This is a genomic window from Kribbella flavida DSM 17836, from assembly GCF_000024345.1.
GTDB classification, from domain to species: Bacteria; Actinomycetota; Actinomycetes; order Propionibacteriales; family Kribbellaceae; genus Kribbella; species Kribbella flavida.
The window spans coordinates 4,898,857-4,917,272 of record NC_013729.1 but is presented as its reverse complement, the minus strand read 5'-3'; the positions used below and the strand labels follow the sequence as shown (position 1 = coordinate 4,917,272).

At 71.0% G+C, this 18,416-nt stretch carries 15 protein-coding genes and 3 pseudogenes; 12 read left to right on the top strand and 6 right to left on the bottom strand.

What is annotated here, in order from left to right:
* Window positions 1-173 precede the first annotated feature (173 nt).
* The 6 genes from KFLA_RS22625 (at window position 174) to KFLA_RS22600 (ending at window position 8,628) form a co-directional block, all read left to right on the top strand.
* Window positions 174-1,487 (top strand): ADP-ribosylglycohydrolase family protein, encoded by a 1,314-nt coding sequence (locus KFLA_RS22625; protein WP_012922139.1) that lies wholly within the window; start codon window positions 174-176, stop codon window positions 1,485-1,487.
* Complete coding sequence (locus tag KFLA_RS22620; protein WP_012922138.1) at window positions 1,480-2,388, top strand: ribokinase; 909 nt, start codon at window positions 1,480-1,482, stop codon at window positions 2,386-2,388. The genes KFLA_RS22625 and KFLA_RS22620 overlap by 8 nt, the downstream gene beginning before the upstream one ends.
* Window positions 2,385-4,376, top strand: coding sequence for a formylglycine-generating enzyme family protein (locus KFLA_RS22615; protein ID WP_012922137.1), 1,992 nt, complete (start codon window positions 2,385-2,387; stop codon window positions 4,374-4,376). The genes KFLA_RS22620 and KFLA_RS22615 overlap by 4 nt, the downstream gene beginning before the upstream one ends.
* Window positions 4,373-5,599 (top strand): CaiB/BaiF CoA transferase family protein, encoded by a 1,227-nt coding sequence (locus KFLA_RS22610; RefSeq protein WP_012922136.1) that lies wholly within the window; start codon window positions 4,373-4,375, stop codon window positions 5,597-5,599. The genes KFLA_RS22615 and KFLA_RS22610 overlap by 4 nt, the downstream gene beginning before the upstream one ends.
* Window positions 5,600-5,630: 31 nt before the next feature.
* The gene (locus KFLA_RS22605; RefSeq protein ID WP_012922135.1) at window positions 5,631-6,458 is read left to right on the top strand and encodes an HpcH/HpaI aldolase/citrate lyase family protein; all 828 of its coding nucleotides are present in this window, start codon (window positions 5,631-5,633) and stop codon (window positions 6,456-6,458) included.
* 583 nt (window positions 6,459-7,041) lie between these two features.
* Complete coding sequence (locus KFLA_RS22600; RefSeq protein ID WP_012922134.1) at window positions 7,042-8,628, top strand: phytoene desaturase family protein; 1,587 nt, start codon at window positions 7,042-7,044, stop codon at window positions 8,626-8,628.
* A gap of 55 nt (window positions 8,629-8,683) precedes the next feature.
* Here the strand turns inward: KFLA_RS22600 and KFLA_RS22595 are convergent, their stop codons facing one another.
* Window positions 8,684-10,453 carry an ABC transporter ATP-binding protein gene (locus tag KFLA_RS22595; RefSeq protein WP_012922133.1) on the bottom strand — a complete coding sequence of 590 codons (1,770 nt, stop codon included), beginning with the start codon at window positions 10,451-10,453 and terminating at the stop codon, window positions 8,684-8,686.
* A 102-nt stretch (window positions 10,454-10,555) separates the two neighbouring features.
* Here KFLA_RS22595 and KFLA_RS22590 point away from each other — a divergent pair, with 102 nt between their 5' ends.
* The 4 genes from KFLA_RS22590 to KFLA_RS22575 all read left to right on the top strand — a co-directional run bounded on the left by KFLA_RS22590 (window position 10,556) and on the right by KFLA_RS22575 (window position 15,020).
* On the top strand, window positions 10,556-11,155 hold the full coding sequence (locus KFLA_RS22590; RefSeq protein WP_012922132.1) for a TetR/AcrR family transcriptional regulator: 600 nt from the start codon (window positions 10,556-10,558) through the stop codon (window positions 11,153-11,155).
* Window positions 11,152-12,405, top strand: a complete 1,254-nt coding sequence (locus tag KFLA_RS22585) for an RNA polymerase sigma factor (RefSeq protein ID WP_012922131.1) — start codon at window positions 11,152-11,154, stop codon at window positions 12,403-12,405. Before KFLA_RS22590 ends, KFLA_RS22585 begins: the two co-directional genes overlap by 4 nt.
* 78 nt (window positions 12,406-12,483) lie before the next feature.
* Entirely contained in the window at window positions 12,484-13,806 is a 1,323-nt protein-coding gene (locus KFLA_RS22580) for an acyl-CoA dehydrogenase family protein (RefSeq protein WP_012922130.1), read from the top strand.
* Window positions 13,806-15,020, top strand: a complete 1,215-nt coding sequence (locus KFLA_RS22575; RefSeq protein WP_012922129.1) for an acyl-CoA dehydrogenase family protein — start codon at window positions 13,806-13,808, stop codon at window positions 15,018-15,020. The genes KFLA_RS22580 and KFLA_RS22575 overlap by 1 nt, the downstream gene beginning before the upstream one ends.
* A 320-nt stretch (window positions 15,021-15,340) precedes the next feature.
* Here the strand turns inward: KFLA_RS22575 and KFLA_RS39010 are convergent.
* The 3 genes and pseudogenes from KFLA_RS39010 to KFLA_RS22560 form a co-directional block, all read right to left on the bottom strand.
* Window positions 15,341-15,672 (bottom strand): annotated as a pseudogene (locus KFLA_RS39010) (transposase); the annotation flags it as partial.
* 103 nt (window positions 15,673-15,775) lie between these two features.
* Window positions 15,776-16,219 carry a glycine-rich domain-containing protein gene (locus KFLA_RS22565; protein ID WP_012922128.1) on the bottom strand — a complete coding sequence of 148 codons (444 nt, stop codon included), beginning with the start codon at window positions 16,217-16,219 and terminating at the stop codon, window positions 15,776-15,778.
* Between the two features lie 505 nt (window positions 16,220-16,724).
* Window positions 16,725-17,093, bottom strand: coding sequence for a hypothetical protein (locus KFLA_RS22560; protein WP_041289449.1), 369 nt, complete (start codon window positions 17,091-17,093; stop codon window positions 16,725-16,727).
* Window positions 17,094-17,234: 141 nt separating this feature from the next.
* Here KFLA_RS22560 and KFLA_RS39720 point away from each other — a divergent pair.
* Both KFLA_RS39720 and KFLA_RS35860 read left to right on the top strand, forming a co-directional pair.
* Window positions 17,235-17,390 (top strand): annotated as a pseudogene (locus KFLA_RS39720) (SOS response-associated peptidase family protein); the annotation flags it as partial.
* 28 nt (window positions 17,391-17,418) lie between these two features.
* A pseudogene (locus tag KFLA_RS35860) lies at window positions 17,419-17,820 on the top strand (SOS response-associated peptidase family protein); the annotation flags it as partial.
* Here KFLA_RS35860 and KFLA_RS39420 read toward each other — a convergent pair.
* On the bottom strand, window positions 17,813-17,935 hold the full coding sequence (locus KFLA_RS39420; protein ID WP_272941263.1) for a hypothetical protein: 123 nt from the start codon (window positions 17,933-17,935) through the stop codon (window positions 17,813-17,815). The pseudogene KFLA_RS35860 and the gene KFLA_RS39420 overlap by 8 nt on opposite strands.
* Window positions 17,936-17,974: 39 nt before the next feature.
* The gene (locus KFLA_RS37560; RefSeq protein WP_012922126.1) at window positions 17,975-18,169 is read right to left on the bottom strand and encodes a hypothetical protein; all 195 of its coding nucleotides are present in this window, start codon (window positions 18,167-18,169) and stop codon (window positions 17,975-17,977) included.
* Window positions 18,170-18,416 lie beyond the last annotated feature (247 nt).

Here is an 18,416-nt window from a genome sequence, read left to right as displayed (position 1 = left end):
GAACGCCTCGAGCTCCACGATCCGCGAGTAGCCGTGGTCGTTGACGTCGTGCACGACGACTTGGACGGCGTCCAGGCGACGGGCGGACGGAAGCATGCGACGGACTGTCACGCCGTCGCCTCGGACGTGACCAGGTGCGCGTTTCGCCTGGTGCAACAGGAGGATCGGTTCCGATGAGGATGACGTGGGTGCAGCCCGAGGACCTGCTGCCGCACCAGCTGGCGCAGTCCCGCGCCGAAGGCGTCGACGTGGCCGACGTCGAGTCCCGCTGGTCGCAGGCCGGCGGCTCCACCGAGGCCCCGGCCTCCGGCGCCTCGGACACCCCGGCCGGCCCCGGCCTGCGAGCCTTGGCCCGGCAGTTGCTGGAGGAACTGGACGCGCGATCGCCCGAGTGGTCGCCATCAGCGATCCCTTCCCTGCCGTTGCTCGCCGGGCAGGCAGACGACCTGAGCCGCAGAGTGCTGAACGCCTGGACCGGGCGGGCTGCGGGGAACTTGCTGGGAAAGCCGGTGGAGAAGATCCCGCGGGAGGGGATTCGGGAGATCCTGGTCAGCTCCGGTCAGTGGCCGCTGACGCGGTACGTGACGGCGGTGGGGGTGCCGGACGAGGTGCAGGCGCGCTGGCCGTGGAACCGGCGGTCGAAGCCGACGAGCCTGCGCGAGGTGATCGACGGCATGCCCGAGGACGACGACCTGAACTTCGCGATCCTGGCGTTGCAGCTGGTGGAACGGCACGGCGACGCCTTGACCACCGAGGACGTGGCGCAGGCCTGGTTGAGCGACCTGCCCGCAGGACGCGTGTTCACCGCCGAGCGGGTGGCCTACCGCAACCTGCTGGACGGCGTACCGCCGGAACGCGCCGCGCGGGTCCGCAACCCGTTCCGCTGGTGGATCGGCGCACAGATCCGCACCGACGTCTACGGCTGGATCCACCCCGGCGACCGTACGGCGGCCGCCCGGCTCGCGCTGACCGACGCCCGCCTGAGCCACACCGGCGCCGGCGTCGACGGCGCGCTCTGGGTCGCGGCGATGTCGGCGGCGGCGATGGTCCTGGACGATCCCCGCCAGGTCGCGCTCTCCGGCCTCGAGGCAGTGGCCGCCGACAGCGAGCTCGCGCGGGCGGTCCACCGCGGACTTTCGCTCGCCGACACTCCGCTGGACCAGGCGCTCGACGCGCTGCACGCCGAGTATGGACACCTGCACTGGGTTCACGCGGTCAACAACAGCGCGCTCACGGCGTACGCGCTGACGGCGCCCGACTTCGCCACCGGGGTCGGGCGTGCGGTGATGGGCGGCTGGGACACCGACTCCGTCGGCGCGACCGTCGGGGCCGTGCTTGGCGCGGTGCTCGGCGTTCCGGCAGAGTGGGCAGGACCCCTGGACAACCGGATCGCGACCAGCCTGCCCGGGATGAACCAGGTGGCGATCGACGAACTGGCCGCGCGCACCGTGGCCGTAGCGAGTGGAGAGGTGGCCCGGCGTGCCTGAGGTCGTGCCCGAGGTTGGTGCCGAGGTCGTGGTGGTCGGCAGCGCGAACGTGGACCTGGTGCTTCCGGTCCAGCGGATCCCGCGACCCGGCGAGACGGTACTGGCGACCGGACTGACCCGCGGCCCGGGCGGCAAGGGCGCGAACCAGGCGGTCGCCTCGGCCCGGGCGGGTGCCTCGACCGCGTTCGTCGCCGCGCTCGGCGACGACGACGGCGGCGCTCTGCTGCGCGCTGCGCTCGCGGAGGCCGGCGTCGACCTGTCGTTGCTACAGATTTCGCAGGCGCCGACCGGTACGGCGATCATCACCGTCGACGGCGCGGGGGAGAACGCGATCACCGTCGCGCCGTCCGCGAACGCCACGCTGCGGCTGACGCCCGCGGCCCGGTCCGCAGTGGCCGGAGCGAAAATAGTCCTTTCCCAACTCGAGATCGGTTTCGGTACGGTGCAGGCGGCGGCGGAGGCGAGCGCGTACTTCATCCTGAACGCGGCGCCCGCGGCCGAGCTGACCGACGAGTTGCTGGGGCAGGTCGACCTGCTGGTCGTGAACGAGACGGAGGCCGAGGCCGTGGCGGGAACGAAGCTGTCCGCACTGCTGGACCGGGTGCCGGCCGCCGTGGTCACGCTCGGCGCCGAGGGCGCGCTGATCCTGACCCGGGACGCGGCCGAGGTACGGGTGCCGGCGGTCCCGGTCGAGGTGGTCGACACCACCGCCGCGGGCGACACCTTCTGCGGCGTGCTGGCCGCGACGCTGGCTGCGACATCAACTACAGCGAGCGACCTGACGAATGCGGTCCGACGCGCTACCGTAGCTGCTTCATTGAGTGTCCAGACCGCGGGGGCGATCCCTTCGGTACCTCACGGGGAATCTATCGACGCGCGCTGTGCGGAGGTGTACCTGTGAACCCGCTGGAGCCGAGGCCGATCGACCTGCCCGCGAAGGTCGAGCTCGGCCTGCGTGCCGACCTGTCCTTCCTCGACGACGCCAAGATCCTCGGTGCCCCGGAGGACCCGGCCGACCTGCCCCGCTGGCGCGGCAAGCTGGCCGAGTGGCTGATGGGGGCCTACGACCGGACCGGGTACGACGGCGGCTCGCACTACGAGGAGCCGGGCCGGGAGTGGACCCAGACGGCGTACTCGGTGGCGCTGGTGTGGTTGTGGGACGAGCAGCTGTACGACGTGGCCACCGGCACCTTCACGCCGGAGAGGTTCGTCCGGCACGGCATCGAGGACTTCGGCGGGTACGACGCGGTGGTGCTGTGGCACGCGTACCCGGTGGTCGGCATCGACTCGCGCAACCAGTTCGACTTCTACCGCGACGTGCCGGGTCTGGGGGCGCTGGTCGACGACCTGCACCGGCTCGGGCTGAAGGTGTTCTTCGACTACAACCCGTGGGACGTCGGCACCCGCCGCGCGGAGCGGCCGGACGCCGACGAGTTCGCCGCGCTGGTGGCCGACTTCGGGGCCGACGGCGCCTTTCTGGACACCCTGAAGGAGGGTGACCCGGCGTTCACCCGGGCGCTGCGCGCGGTCAACCCGGCGATCGCCTTCGAAGGCGAGTCCCGGTTGCCCCTGGCAAGGATCTCCGACCACGCGCTGTCCTGGGCGCAGTGGTTCGCCGACACCCGGGCGCCCGGTGTGCTGCGCGCGCACCTGTTCGAGCGCCGGCACATGATGCACCACACCCGCCGCTGGAACCGCGACCACAGCGACGAGCTGCAGTCGGCCTGGGTCAACGGCGTCGGCATCCTGGTCTGGGAGAGCGTGTTCTCGGCCTGGGTCGGCTGGAACGCCCGGGACCGCGCGACGCTGCGCCGGGTGGTCGCGGCGCAGCGGGCGTTCGCCCCGGTGCTGATCCACGGTGACTGGATCCCGCTGACGCCGGAGATCCCGGACAAGGCGCGCGAGCACGGTGTGTTCGGTTCGCGCTTCGAGTTGGCCGACGTGACGTTGTGGACGCTGATCAACCGCGACGAGCACGACTTCGAGGGCATCGTGCTGCGCTCGGAGGACCAGGTCGGCGACTGGTACGACGTGACGTCGGGCGTGCCGATCACGGCCGACGACGACGGCGTGCACCTGACGGTGCCGGGCCGCGGGGTCGCCGGCGTGGTCCGGGTCGGCGCGACCGCCGGGGCGACCTGCCGGACGACCGCGCGCCGGCTGGGCACGATGCCGCGGCCGCACGTACGGGACGCGGACTTCCCGGCCGCACCGGCCCGCCGGATCCCGCCGCCCACCCCGGTCGGCGAGCCGGCCTTCGGTCCGGCCGTCGTGGTGCCCGCGGGGGAGCGCTCTCTGGTGGTCCGCTACCGGCGCCGCGAGACCGGCCTGTACGACGAGGCGCCGTACGTGGAGGAGTGGAAGCCGCTGCCGCCGAGGCTGCACGACCAGCAGACGATCCGGCGCGACGTGACGCTGGCGGAGGTGTCGGTTGCGGTCCGCGAGGTGACCAACGCGGAGTACGCCGAGTTCCTGGCCGCGACGGCGTACCGGCCGCTGGTGGCGAACCGGTTCCTGGCGCACTGGATCGACGGGGCTCCGGCGCCGGGCACCGAGGACCAGCCGGTGACGTACGTCGATCTCGCCGACGCCCGCGCGTACGCCGAGTGGCGGGGCGGGCGGCTGCCGACCGAGGACGAGTGGCAGGTCGCCGCCGGGCTGGACGGCTTCGGCCGCGCCGAACCGCTGGTCTGGAACTGGACCGAGAGCGAGCACCGCGACGGGCGCAGCCGGTTCAGCATCCTCAAGGGCGGCTCGTGGTACGTCGCCGAGGGCTCCGACTGGTACGCCGACGGCGGCCCGCAGGAGCCCGAGGTCAGCTTCAAGCTGGTGCTCACCGGCGGCGGGCTGGACCGCTCGGAGACCATCGGCTTCCGGTGCGCCCGGTGACCGCGCCCGATCCCACCACCGTGACCCCCTCGACGCTCCGGACCGCGCCGCTGGAGGGCGTGAAGGTCGTGGAGGCGGCGACGCTGTTCGCCGGGCCGCTGGCCGCCACGTTCCTCGGGGACTTCGGCGCGGACGTGACCAAGATCGAGCATCCCGCGCGGCCCGACGCGGCGCGCGGGCATGGCGCGTCGAAGGACGGCGTGGGGCTGTGGTTCAAGACCCTCGGCCGGAACAAGCGCCTCGCGACGCTCGACCTGTCCCGCGGCCGGGACGTGTTTCTCGACCTGATCCGCACCCAGGACGTGCTCGTGGAGAACTTCCGTCCGGGCACGCTCGAGCGCTGGGGCCTGGGCCCGGACGTGCTGCTGGAGGCCAACCCGCGGCTGGTCGTCGCCCGGGTCACCGCGTTCGGCCAGGTCGGCCCGTGGTCCAACCGTCCGGGCTTCGGCTCGCTGGCCGAGGCGATGAGCGGGTTCGCCGCGGTCACCGGTGAGCCCGACGGACCGCCGACCCTGCCGCCGTTCGGCCTCGCCGACGGCATCACCGCGCTCGCGACCGCGTACGCCGTCCTGGTCGCGCTCCGGGAGCGGGACCGGTCCGGCCGGGGGCAGGTGATCGACATGGCGATCATCGAGCCGATCCTGATGATGCTCGGCGGGCAGATCACGGCGTACCAGCAGACGGGCTACGTGCAGCCCCGGCTGGGCAACCGGTCGTCGAACAACGCGCCGCGCAACGTCTACCGGACCGCCGACGGGCGCTGGGTCGCGGTGTCGACCAGCTCGCAGAGCATCGCCGAGCGCGTGGTCACGCTGGTCGGGCGCCCGGACCTGGTCGCGCAGCCGTGGTTCGGCACCGGCCGGGAGCGCGCGGAGCACGCCGACGAGCTGGACGAGGCGGTCGGTTCCTGGATCGGGCAGCGCTCTCTGGACGAGGTCATGCTGGCCTTCGAGAAGGCGGAGGCGGCGGTCGGACCGGTGCACGACGTCCGCGGCATCATGACCGACCCGCAGTACGCCGCGCTGGGCACGATCGTTGCCGTCGACGACGAAGAGCTCTGTGGGCCGGTCGCCATGCAGAACGTGCTGTTCCGCCTCTCCGAGACACCCGGGGCGATCCGCTGGCCCGGCCGCCCGCACGGCGCCGACACCGACGCGGTGCTCGCCGAGATCGGCGTGACGCCGGAGCAGCTGGCAGCGCTGCGCGACGCCGGCGTGGTCTGACGATGCCTGTCGGTTCTTCGAGAGCCTTGCCATGCTGACTGCGCTCTACGTGCCGGCCAATCGGCCGGACCGGTTCGCGAAGGCTGTTGCCGCAGGCCCCGATCTGGTGGTGTTCGACCTGGAGGACGCCGTACCGGTGGACGACAAGGCGGTCGCCCGGGGCTGGGCAGTGGCCTGGGTCGCGGCCCGGGCCACCGGCGCGTTCGAAGTACGGGTGAACGCGCCCGGTACGCCGTGGATCGAGGACGACCTGGCCGCGGTGGCCGCCGTCCCGTCGGTGCGGCTGCGGGTGCCGAAGGTAGAGAGCGCGGCCGACGTCCGGTCCGTGCTCGAGCGGGTGCCGGGGGCGAAGATCACTGCGCTGATCGAGTCCCCGCTCGGCCTGGAACACGCCTTCGAGATCGCCTCGGCGGATCCTCGGGTGGTCGCGGTCGCGCTGGGTGAAGCCGATCTCGCCAGCTCCCTCGGCGTCGACGGACCGGAAGGTCTCGCGTGGGCCCGCGGCCGGCTGGTATCGGCGTCGCGCGCGGCCGGGCTGGGTGCGCCGATGCAGTCGGTCTACCCGCACGTGAACGACGAGGAGGGTCTGCGCCGGACCTGCCTGGAGGGCCGGGCGCTGGGCTTCGTCGGCCGGACAGCGATCCACCCGCGCCAGCTCGCGCCGATCGTCGAGTGCTTCACCCCCAGCCCGACCCAGCTCGCCGACGCCGCCGCGTTGCTCGCCGCGGTGGAGAAGGCCGGCGTCGCCGAGGGCGGCGTCATCGTCCTGCCCGACGGCCGGATGGTCGACCCCGCCATGCTCGGCCGCGCCCGAGAACTCACCGCCCTCATGCAACAGATCGAGTCCCGCCAAGTTTGACCCCGGGTGCTGCGGGTTGGGCGGGCGCGGGGCAAACCGGGTGCTGGGGCGGGGCGGTACGTGGGCCGGGTGCTGGGGACGGTCGCGGCGGGGGTGAGGCGGACCGGGTGCCGGTACGGGTGTGGTTGCGGCGGGGGGTGAGGCGGTGCGGTGGGTGTGAGGTGGACCGGGTGCTGCCGGTGCGGGTGTGGTTGCGGCGGGGTGAGGTGGTGCGGCGGGTGTGAGGTGGACTGGGCGCTGCGCGTGCGGGTGTGGTTGCGGCGGGGGGAGAGGCGGCGCGACGGGGCGGATGCTTGAGGGCCGGGCGGTCCGCCCCCGCATCGCCCCATCCGCAGCACGGGGTCGCCCTCACCTCCAGCATCCCCGCAACCGGTGCTCCCGGGTCCCGCCTCGCCTCGGTCTCACCTGGCCCGCTTGCCCTGGCCCGCCGCCGGTCCGCGCGACCCTGCGGGGGATAACCCTCCAACTTGTGGGTTCTGCGTTCGCAGGCGAGGAGGAGAACCCACAAGTTGGCGGGTTGTCCCTGGATGCGTCGGCGTCGGCCGGGGTGGTGGGGGCGGGGGCATGCTTTAGGGTCGGGGGCATGCTTCCTCGCAAGGTCGATGCCGTGGTGATCGGGTCCGGACCGAACGGGCTGGTCAGTGCGGTCGAGCTGGCGGACGCCGGGTGGGACGTGCTCGTGCTGGAGGCGGCCGACACCTTCGGGGGTGCGGTTCAGTCGACCGAGAGCGACGGCTGGATCAGCGACCGCTACAGCTCCAACTACCCGCTCGGTCTCGCCTCGCCCGTACTGCGCGCGCTGGAGCTGGAGCAGTTCGGGCTGCGCTGGGCGCATGCGGAGTTGCCGTTGGCGCACCTGCTCGATCCAGACACGTCCGCCGCGATCCACCCGGATCCGAAGGACACCGCTGCCTCGGTCTCCGCGGACCACCCGGGCGACGGCGAGGCCTGGCTGGAGCTGTACTCGGCGTTCGTGAAGATCCGCGAGCCGTTCCTGGAATCGCTGCTGACCGGGTGGCCGCCGCTGCTCCCGGCGGCACGGCTGACCCGGCGGCTGGGCTCGGCGGGGGAGTTGGTCAGGTTCGCCCGGTTCATGGCGATGCCGATGCACCGGATGGCGCAGGAGCTGTTCGACGGGCCGCGAGCCCGCGCGCTGCTCGCCGGGAACGCCTTCCACGCCGACGCGCCGCTGTCCGGCAGTGTCAGCGGCACGATGGGCTGGTTGCTGGCGATGCTCGCTCAGGATGTCGGCTACCCGGTGGTCGAGGGCGGTTCGAGCGGGCTGACCGGTGCCCTGCGCCGCCGGGCCGAGCGCGCCGGCGCGCTCTTCGTCGCCGGGACGCCGGTCACCGGCATCGAGCTGACGGCCAACCGCGCCACCGCCGTACGGACCGCCTCGGGGGAGCGGGTCGCAGTCGGGCGCGCCGTCGTCGCCGACGTCTCCGCCCCCACCCTGTACGACGTACTGTTGCCGCAGGCAAGTGTTCCGGCGGGGCTGCGGCGCGATCTCGAGCGGTTCGAGTGGGACTACCCGACGGTCAAGGTGAACTACCGGCTGAGCGGGCCGATCCCGTGGCGGAGCGAGCAGGCCCGGGTGGCCGGCGTGGTGCACCTCGGCGGCACCGCCGACGACCTGGTGCACACCTCGGCCGATCTCGACACCGGCCGGATGCCGGCGGCGCCGTTCCTGCTGATCGGGCAAACCACGAAGTCCGACCCGACCCGGTCGCCGGCCGGCACCGAGGCGGTCTGGGCGTACTCGCACCTGCCCCGCGGCACCGCCGACGACGCCTCCGCCGAGAAGCTCGGTGACCAGATGGACCGGCTGATCGACCGGTACGCGCCGGGCTTCTCCGCCCTGGTCATCGACCGCGACCTGCAGCGACCGGGCGATCTGCTGGAGGCCAACGCCTCGCTGGCTCTCGGGGCCTTGGGTGGCGGCACCGCGCAGCTTCACCAGCAGCTGATCTTCCGCCCGACGATCGGCCTCGGCAGCCCCCGCACCTACGTCACCGGTCTCTACCTCGGCAGCTCGGCGGTGCACCCCGGCCCCGGCGTGCACGGCGCCTGCGGCCACCTCGCGGCCCGCACTGCGCTGCGCGACGCCTCCCTGCTCGGCCCAGTCACCCGCGCCCTCCCCACAGCGGCCCTCCGCCGCCTCCAGCGCTGACGGCTTCAGATCCAGGATCACAGCGCTGGACCGCCGACGGCTTCAGGTCGAGGGATCACAGCGCCGGACCGCCGACGGCTTCGGGGGAGGAGCTGATCCGGAGCGCGGCGATCAGGTCGCGGTAGAGGTCGTCCTCGGCGAGCAGCGTCTGATGGTTGCCGCGGGCCCGGACGCGGCCGGCTTCCAGCACAATGATCTGGTCGGCGTCGATCACGGTGCTGAGGCGGTGCGCGATGGTGAGCACGGCGCCGGAGCGTGCGAGGCGGTCGATCACCTCGTGCACGGCGGCCTCGGTCAGGCCGTCGAGCTGGGCGGTGGCTTCGTCGAGCAGCAGGATCTCGGGATCGCCGACCAGGGCCCGCGCCAAGGCGATGCGTTGCCGCTCACCCCCGGAGATGACGGCGGTCGACAGCGAGGTGTCCAGGCCGTCGGGCAGTTCGCGGACGCGGCCCTCGAGCCGGACCGCGCGCAACGCTTCCCAGATCGCCTCCTCGCCGGCGGAATCGTGGGTGTAGAGCAGGTTCTCCCGGAGGGTGCCGGGCACGAGCGGAGTGTCCTGCTCGACGTAGACGACCCGGCGGCGCAAGTCTTCCAGCGACCAGTCCTGCAACGGCGTGCCGTCGAGAACGAGCCGGCCCGCGTCGGGGTTGAGGAAGCGGAGCAGCAGGGAGAAGATCGTCGTCTTGCCCGCGCCGGACGGGCCGACGATCGCGGTGTGGCCGACTCGCGGGATCTCCAGGCTGACGTCCTGGACCGCGGGCGCCGCGCCCGGTGCGTACCGGGCGGTGACGTTGTCGAAGACCAGCGTCGACGTCGTGAGGTCGCCGCGCGGGGCCCGAGCCGGCGCGGTCGACTCGCTCGGCTCGAGATCCAGCGCGTCGATCTCGCGGATGCGCGCCGCGGCCGCGATGCCGGCCTGCAGGCTGCTGAACGTCATCGCGAGCGTGCTCACCGGCTCCATCAGCTGGAACGCGTACAGCAGAAAGGCGACCAGGGCCGACACCGTCAGCAGGCCCTCGCTGACCCGCCACGCGCCGAGTCCCAGGATCAGCATGATCGCCAGCCCGACCCCGAACCCCGCGGCGGTGAACGCAGCCGCCTCGAACCGGACGGCCCGGACGGCCTGCCGGGCCGACTCCTCGGCCTCGCGGATCACGCGCTGGCTCTCCCGCCCCTCGGCCCGGCTGGCCTTGACCGTACGGATCGCGCGCAAGGAACCTTCCAGTACGCCGCCCAGCCGGCCGACCGCGCCCTGGGCCTGCTCCTGCGCCTTCGCCATCTTCGGCATCAGCAGCCCGACGACCGCGCCGACGGCAGCCAGTGCCCCGACCGTCGTCAGCAGCAGCACCCCGTCGAGCATCGCCATCAGCACCAGCGCGCCGAACAGCCCGATCACACCGTTGACCAGCGAGACCAGGCTGGACGCCGCGGCTTCCCGCAGCAGCACTGTGTCGGACGTGACCCGGGTGACCAGCTCACCGGGGGAGCGCGAGGCCAGCTCGCCGATCCGTAGCCGGAACAGCCGCCGGACCATCGAGCTGCGGGCGTCGAACACCACCCGCTCGCCCATCCGGCCGAGCAGGATCCACTGCGCCATACCGATCAGCGATCCCGCGACCAGCAGCACGACGAGCAGCGCCACCGCGGGCGCGATCGGCCGTGACGTGGACAGCCCGTCCAGCACGGACTTGGTCACCAGTGGCGTGGCCAGCGAGGCGCCGGTGGCGACCAGGCCGAGCGCGATGCCGACCCACAACGTTCGCCGATGTGGTCGCACGAAGGACCACAGCAGTTTCAGGTTCTGCCAGCGCTCGGTCTTGCTCACGGGACCCCTCCCAGGACGGCGGCGAATCATCACCGTAGCAGAATCGGACAGTGATGTCCCATCAATATACACAGCGGTCCCACCCGTATAGGCTCGGAACCTATGACTGACATGGTCGAATCGGGCAGCCGGAGCCGGACCCGACGGGCGATCCTGGACGCCGCGGTGCGGGTGTTCGCTCAGCGCCGGGCCGCCTCGCTGGCCGACGTCGCCGCCGAGGCGAACGTGTCCCGCAGCACGCTGCACCGCTACTTCGCGGACCGCGCCGAGCTGGTCCAGGCGCTGGCCGACGATCTGCTGGTCGTCTTCGAGCGGGTGATCGCGGAGGCCGAGACCGAGCGCGGTCCAGCCCGTGCGGCCCTGCAGCGGCTGATCGGTGGTTACCTCGAGCTGGGACAGCGGATCTACTTCCTGTTCAGTGAGCCCAGCTTCAACCAGCCCGACCCGAACTCCGAGGTGGCGAGGTTCTTCGAGAAGCTCGACGAGGTGTGCAAGCCGGTCGAGGCGCTGATCGTGCGCGGCCAGCGCGAGGGCGTGATCGCGACGAACATGACCGTCGACTGGATCATGCGGATGCTGCTCTGGATGGTGTTCATCGGCTGGGACGCGGTCGAGGACAAGGCCCTGTCGCGGCTCCAGGCGCAGGCCACGGTCCTGCAGACGATCGAGTCCGGCATCCTCGCTCCGGCGGACGGCCCGTGACCGGCTCTGTCGAGCAGTTGCTGCGGGAGCTGGCGCCGCAGGTGCTCGGGTTCCTGGCGCGGCGGCACGGGCAGTTCGACCTGTGCGAGGACGCCGTGCAGGAGGCCCTGCTGGCCGCGGCGACGCAGTGGCCGGCCGACGGCGTACCGGGCAATCCGCGCGGCTGGCTGATCACCGTCGCGACCCGGCGGTTGACCGACCAGTTCCGGAGCGAGAGCTCGCGGCGCAAGCGGGAGGACTCGGTCGCGGCGATGGCCGGACCCGACGAGCTGGTGGCGCCGGGCGCGGATCAGGACCAGCCGCCGGACCAGGACGACACGCTGACCCTGCTCTTCCTGTGCTGCCACCCAGCGGTCACGCCGGCGTCGCAGGTCGCGCTCACGCTGCGCGCGGTGGGCGGCTTGAGCACCGCCGAGATCGCCCGGGCGTTCATGGTGCCGGAGGCGACGATGGCGCCGCGGATCAGCCGGGCGAAGAAGAGCATCAAGGCGGCCGGCAGCCGGTTCGTGCTGCCGCCCGAGGAAGAACGGGCCGACCGGCTACGGGTCGTGCTGCAGGTGCTGTACCTGATCTTCAACGAGGGCTACACGGCCAGCTCGGGGCCGGACCTGCAGCGGGTCGAGCTGACCGCCGAGGCGATCCGGCTGACCCGGATGCTGCACGAGCTGCTGCCGGACGAGGGTGAGGTCGTCGGGCTGCTGGCGCTGATGCTGCTGACCGACGCCCGGCGTACGGCGCGGACCACGGCCGACGGTGGTCTGGTCCCGATCGACGAGCAGGACCGCAGCCTGTGGAACCGCGACCAGATCGAGCAGGGCGCGGCGCTGATCCTGCCGGTGCTGGCCCGCGGCGAGGTCGGTCCGTACCAGCTGCAGGCCGCCATCGCCGCCGTGCACGCGGAAGCGCCGAGCGCCGAGCAGACCGACTGGCCGCAGATCCTCGCGCTCTACCGGTTGCTGGAGAGGATCTCGCCGAACCCGATGGTGACGCTCAACCGGGCGATCGCACTGGCTCAGGTCGAGGGTCCGCAGGCCGGGCTCGAGCTGCTCGCCACGCTGGACGACAACAAGTACCTCGCCGACAACCATCGCCTGGACGCCGTCCGGGCCCACCTGCTGGAACGCGCCGGTGACCTGTCGGCCGCCCATGAGCACTTCCTCGCCGCCGCCCGGCGTACGACGAGTCTGCCGGAGCAGCGCTACCTGACGGCGAAAGCCGCCGCGATCTCCGGAGAGACCGTCGACGGCTGACACCGCGCGGAGTCCGAATCGGGCTTGGGTGACCGTCGTCACGTGACGTGAGTTGTAACTTCGGTTTACAGTGACGGCATGGCGACTGGGCAAGCGGTGCGAAACCGGGGACGGGACGCGATCGGGGTCGGTGTCGCGCTGCTGAACCGGCTGGCGCGGTCGGAGGTGATCGACCGGCTGGGCCTGCGCAAGCAGACCGAGCGGGTGGTGTTCGAGGCGACCCGGACCGGGTTCCGGACCGCCGGCGCGCTGACCCGGAGCTTCACCGCGGCGACGAAGCTGGCCACGCCGTCGCGGCTGCCGGCCGTGCGGGGGAGTGGGCGGTTCGACTTCACCCCGACCGAGGACCAGCAGACCGTCGTCGACGTGGTGCGCGAGTTCGCCGCCGAAGTACTGCGCCCTGCCGCCTCGGCCGCCGACACGGCCGGCCGGACGCAGGCCAAGGTGCTCGAGCAGTCCGCCGAGCTCGGCCTCAGCCTGATCGAGGTTCCGGAGGAGCTCGGCGGCATCGTGACCGAGCGGTCGGCGATGACCGGCGTACTGGTCGCCGAGGCGATGGCGCACGGGGACATGGGCCAGGCCGTTGCGTGTCTCGCGCCGGCCGCGGTGAGCACCGCGATCTCGCTGTGGGGCGACGAGACCCAGCAGGCGACGTACCTGCCGGCCTTCACCGGGCAGAACGTGCCGGCCGCCGCGCTCGCGATCGTCGAGCCGCGGCCGGTGTTCGACCCGTTCACGCTGAAAACCCGCGCGACGCGGCAACGAACCGGCCACCTGCTCAACGGGGTGAAGTCGCTGGTACCGCGTGGCGCCGAGGCCGAGCTGCTCGTCATCGCGGCGCAGCTGGAGGACCAGGGCCCGGCGCTGTTCCTGATCGAGTCCGGCCACCCGGGCGTCACGATCGAGGCCGAGCCGTCGATGGGGCTGCGGGCCGCGTCACTCAGCCGGGTGATCCTCGAGGACGTCCCGGCCGTTCAGCTGGGATCGCTCGCGGACTACGCCGACTGCGTCCGGCTGGCCCGCCTCGGCTGGTGCGCGCTGAGCCTCGGTACGGCAAAGGCGGTGCTCGACTACGTCACGCCGTACGTGAACGAGCGCACGGCCTTCGGGGAACCGATCAGCCACCGTCAGTCGGTCGCGTTCATGGTGGCGAACATCGCGATCGAGCTGGAGGGCATGCGGCTGGTCACCTACCGGGCCGGATCGCGCGCCGAGCAAGGACTTCCGTTCGCCCGCGAGGTCGCGCTGGCCCGGCGGCTGTGCACCGACAAGGGCATGCAGATCGGCACCGACGGCGTACAGCTGCTCGGCGGGCACGGCTTCGTCAAGGAACACCCGGTCGAGCGGTGGTACCGCGACCTGCGGGCCGTCGGCGTGATGGAAGGTGCGGTGCTGGTCTGATGATCAACCTGGAGACACCCCGCAAGTTCCGTGCCTTCGTCAACCAGGCGCACCAGGTCGCGGCCGAGATGCTGCGGCCGAACTCGCGACGCTACGACCTCGCCGAGCACGAGTACCCGAAGGAGCTCGACATGCTCGCCGCGGTGGTCGACGGGCTCGGTGCCAGTGGCAACGGATCCGGCGCCGGCGCGAGCGGCGTACGGCGTACCGAGGCCGGCGGTGACGAGGGGGCGGTGAAGAACGGGTCCAACCTGTCCTCGGTGCTCTCGATCATGGAGATGTGCTGGGGCGACGTCGGCCTGCTGCTGTCGATGCCGCGCCAGGGCCTGGGCAACTCGGCGATTGCGTCGGTCGCCTCGGACGAGCAGTTGCGCCGGTTCGAGGGGGTCTGGGCCGCGATGGCGATCACCGAGCCCGACTGCGGGTCCGACTCGGCGAGCATCCGGACCACCGCGCGGCGCGACGGCGACCACTACGTGATCGACGGCGAGAAGATCTTCGTCACCGCCGGCGGCCGCTGCGACGCCGTCGTGGTCTGGGCGACGCTGGACAGGTCGCTGGGCCGGGCGGCGATCAAGTCGTTCGTGGTGCCGAAGGACACGCCCGGTCTGACCGTGGAGCGCCTGGACCACAAGCTCGGCATCCGCTCGTCCGACACCGCCACGCTGCGCTTCGAGAACTGCCGCGTGCCCGTGGAGAACCTGCTCGGCTCGCCGGACATCGACGCCGACAAAGGTTTCGCCGGGGTCATGCAGACCTTTGACAACACCAGGCCGCTGGTCGCGTCGATGGCGGTCGGCTGCGCCCGGGCGTCGTTGGAGCTCACCCGCGAACTCCTGGCCGAGGCAGGTGTCGAGCCGGACTACGACCGCGCCGTACACCTCCAGCCGGCTGCCGCCGCGGCGTACCTGCAGATGGAAGCCGACTGGGAAGCCGCCTACCTGCTCACCCTCCAGGCCGCCTGGATGGCCGACAACGGCCGCCCGAACTCCCTGCAGGCCTCGATGGCCAAAGCCAAAGCCGGCCGGGCCGCCAACGACATCACCCTGCGCTGCGTGGAACTCGCCGGCAGCCTCGGCTACTCCGAGCACGAGCTCCTGGAGAAGTGGGCGCGAGACTCGAAGATCCTGGACATCTTCGAGGGGACTCAGCAGATCCAGCAGTTGATCGTTGCCCGCAGGCTGCTCGGGAAGACCTCCGCGGAGCTGAAATAGCGTTGTGGTGGGGGGATCCCGGCCGCTAGGGACATTCTTCAGAGCAGACTTGGACCGTTGCCTGGAGGTTGTACCCAGGTCCGATTTCAAGCCTGCTCCGTCGCTGCTCCGTGAGCCGCAAATCGAGTCGCGCGAGCCGGCGGTCCACAGCCTGGCGAGCGCGTTCGTGCGACGAGGTCAGCATGTGGGTGTACATCTGCAGCGTGAACCCGGGGTCGTGATGTCCAAGGTACTCCGAGAGTTTGGGTCCGCTGCACGGATAGGTGACAGTTTCGGTCACGCGGCCTGACTGGCCGGTGTGGTCATGCTTGTTTCGTATTCAACAGGGCGAAGAAACTTTTCATGGCGGCGTGTCACCTACGGCCACCCGTCCCATCGAGCCCGACCAGCCCCTGGCGTCCGAGTGCACGCACGAACTTCCTGGACCGGAACTGTGACCCGCGGTCGGTGTGCAGAACGTAGCCGGCGACCTCGTCGCGGCGGGCGACGGCATTGGTGAGCGCGGCGAGGGGAGACTTCATCCGAGAGTCGATGGAGAGTAGCCCACGATTCGGTTCGAGGAGGCGTCCTTGATCGCGCAGAGCGAGAGCTTGCCTTCGCTCGTCTTGTGTTCGGTGATGTCGGCCAGCCACAGCTGGTTCGGCGCCGTGGCGTCGGTTCGGCCGGCCAGATGTGCGTTGCCTTCATGCTCGCCTTCAGCGTGGAGGCGGTGATCGGAGCGGCAGCACGTGCCGCCGCTGCGATCATCGGTAGCGCTACAGCTTCGCGCTGCGGCCGAGTTGGTTGATCTCGGCCAGGGTCATTCCCAGTTCCTCCTGGAGGAACGTACAGATGACCCAGTGCCGGGCTCGGTTCGGCGTGAACTCGCCGAACCGGCTCACGTACGTCGGGATCCAGGCGAGCATTTCGCTCACCACCGCCCGCCGGTCATGGAGTACGGCGTACTCCGACAGCGTGATCCCTGAGTGGTGCAGGAACCGCCCGGTCGGCAGTGCGGCACACAGCTCCTGGTAGTCCCGGGTCTCGGTGATCAGTTCGTGCCAGACCTCGTCGACCTCTTTGCTGAGCGGGAAGAACTTCTGGCCGGCCTCGGACGCGATGACGAGGAAGCGCAGGCACTCCTCGACCTGGATCGTCAGCTCGTCGTCGGGCCGGTCCGGCAGTCGCGGCCGGACCACGCGCAGGGCCTGGTCCACCACACGAGCGGCAGGATCATCCGGGACCGGACCGCCTTCGCGAGGCCTGTCCCGGTCCTCGACGACCGGCACGTCAGCCGACCGTGAGCATGCACCGATTGGTGTGGCGCTCCAGCGTCTCGAAGCGGTCTTCGAGCAGGTCGGTCAGTTCGTCCATCGACATCTCGTGCTCCTAGGAGTTCGGTGGTCAGTTGTTGCGCCGAGTCGACTCGGCGCAACAGCCGAAACCACATCATGGCGACCCGGCGGCCAGCAATGACTTCGACTATGACGAAGAGGACTGAACCGCGATCTCCTGTCGTGTAATGATGACGGGCTGAGCACCGAAGACGTGCACTTTCGGTACGACGCCGAGCCCGTCAGTACGGCCCCTTTGTGTGTGGGCAGTTCAACGCCTGCAGCGCGACCTAGACGGCCGCCCGGATCGTCTCCTCCACACCAGCGGAGTAATGCAGCTCAACAGCAAGCTGCGAACCGGTCGGCTACTCCACCGCCGAACGGATTGAAATCAGGCACGACCCCGGTCAATCTTCAGCGCCCACCAGACTTTCGGCGCCGTGTCGTCGTGCGGTTGCGGGCAGCCGCAGACACCGAGTCCGTACTTGCGGCCGTCGAGCTCGCCCGGGGTCTTCATCGCCTGGGGCGTGGCCGGCGACAGCAGCTGCCCGCCGAGGAGCGCGACATGAACTTCTCCAGATCCCGGGCCGAAGAAATCAGCTCGCCCGTCGGCGCCGAACAAGGACGGGTTCATCTCGGTGAAGTCGACCAGCTTCGGTGCGCCGTCGGCCTGCGCCACCGGAAGGTACCCGTACGGATGCAGGCCTTTGATCCGGAGCTGAGCGAACGAGCGGGCCGTACTGCTGACCGGTGTCGGCACCCGTCGGCGTTCTTGTCATCGACGACGAACTGCTCCAGCAAGTTCGTCCGGCCGGCTGTCGATGCGCACCGTCCACACATGCCACCAGGCTGCCACGCCCGACGGACAGTCAGCTGACCCCTTGCCGGGCGGAGCGTCTGTCTGTCGGAGCACCTCACCCGCCGTAGATGCCGGTGGGGACTGGTTCCGTTCTGGGCGCCTGACCTGAAGATCGGGTCGAAGATGGTGAATGCTCGGGCCGAGACGGTGCACGAGAAGCGGTCGTTCCGTACGCCGTTCACGTCGCCGCGCGCGCTGATCCCGGTCGACGACGCCGTTCTACGAGTGGCTGGAGACCGAGCAGGTCGGCAAGGGCGGCAAGCCGCTGAAGCAGCCGTTCGCGCTCCGCCCGGCCGACGGCTCGACCCTTGCACTGGCCGGTCTGTACGAGGTGTGGAAGGACAAGGCCAAGCCCGAGGAAGACCCCGAGCATCTGATCCACACCTACACGATCATCACCACGACCGCGACTGGCAGCGTCGGCCGGATCCACGACCGGATGCCGAGGGCGATCGCCCCGGCCCACTGGGAGGCGTGGCTCGACCCGTGTAACCACGACGTCGACGAACTGCAGGCGTTGATGGCGCCGTCGCTGGACGGCGCGCTGGAGATGTACGCGGTGTCCACCGCGGTCAACTCGGTCCGCAACAAGGGTCCCGAGCGGTTGGAACCGCTGGCCGTCAGCTGACCCTCGGGATGCGGCTGGTCAGTGGTGGTCGGCCCGGCAGGATGGACGAACGGATCCCGAACCGGGCGTCGAGCACGGCGTTGTCGACGTCGATCCGGGGCTGGATCGCGTTCAACGATCCGCAGCGTGCGGGTGCGGTGGGTTCCCGGGGCGGTCAGGCGGAGGGGTTCTGAGTCGCGAAGTAGCGGTAGTGCCATGCCGTCGACGGGCGGGCCCAGCAGGGTCGGCCGGTGTCGCGGTCGCGCAGGAACAGGTGGCTCCAGGGCTTCCTGGGTAAAACGCCCAGCCCTTCCACGGCGTATTGATCAGCAGCCAGTTCTGTTTGCGGGCGGCGCTTCGCGATCATCATCGACTATCTCCGGCCGTCACCGAACCTGGAGCAGTTCGCTGTCGTTTGCGCGGTCGGAGGAGGTCTCTGAGAGATGGTGCCTTCATCGGTCAGGCAGGCAAGCCTCCGCACACCACCCGGTCCTTGCCCAGACTCGCTGCGCTCGGCCGTCGGCACTGGACAGGACCTGTCGGTCAGGCGCGCACCCGGTGGGCGCCTGACCGACCTGCCGCTCGGCGCCGCTGATGCCGCGCCCTTTCGGCTGACG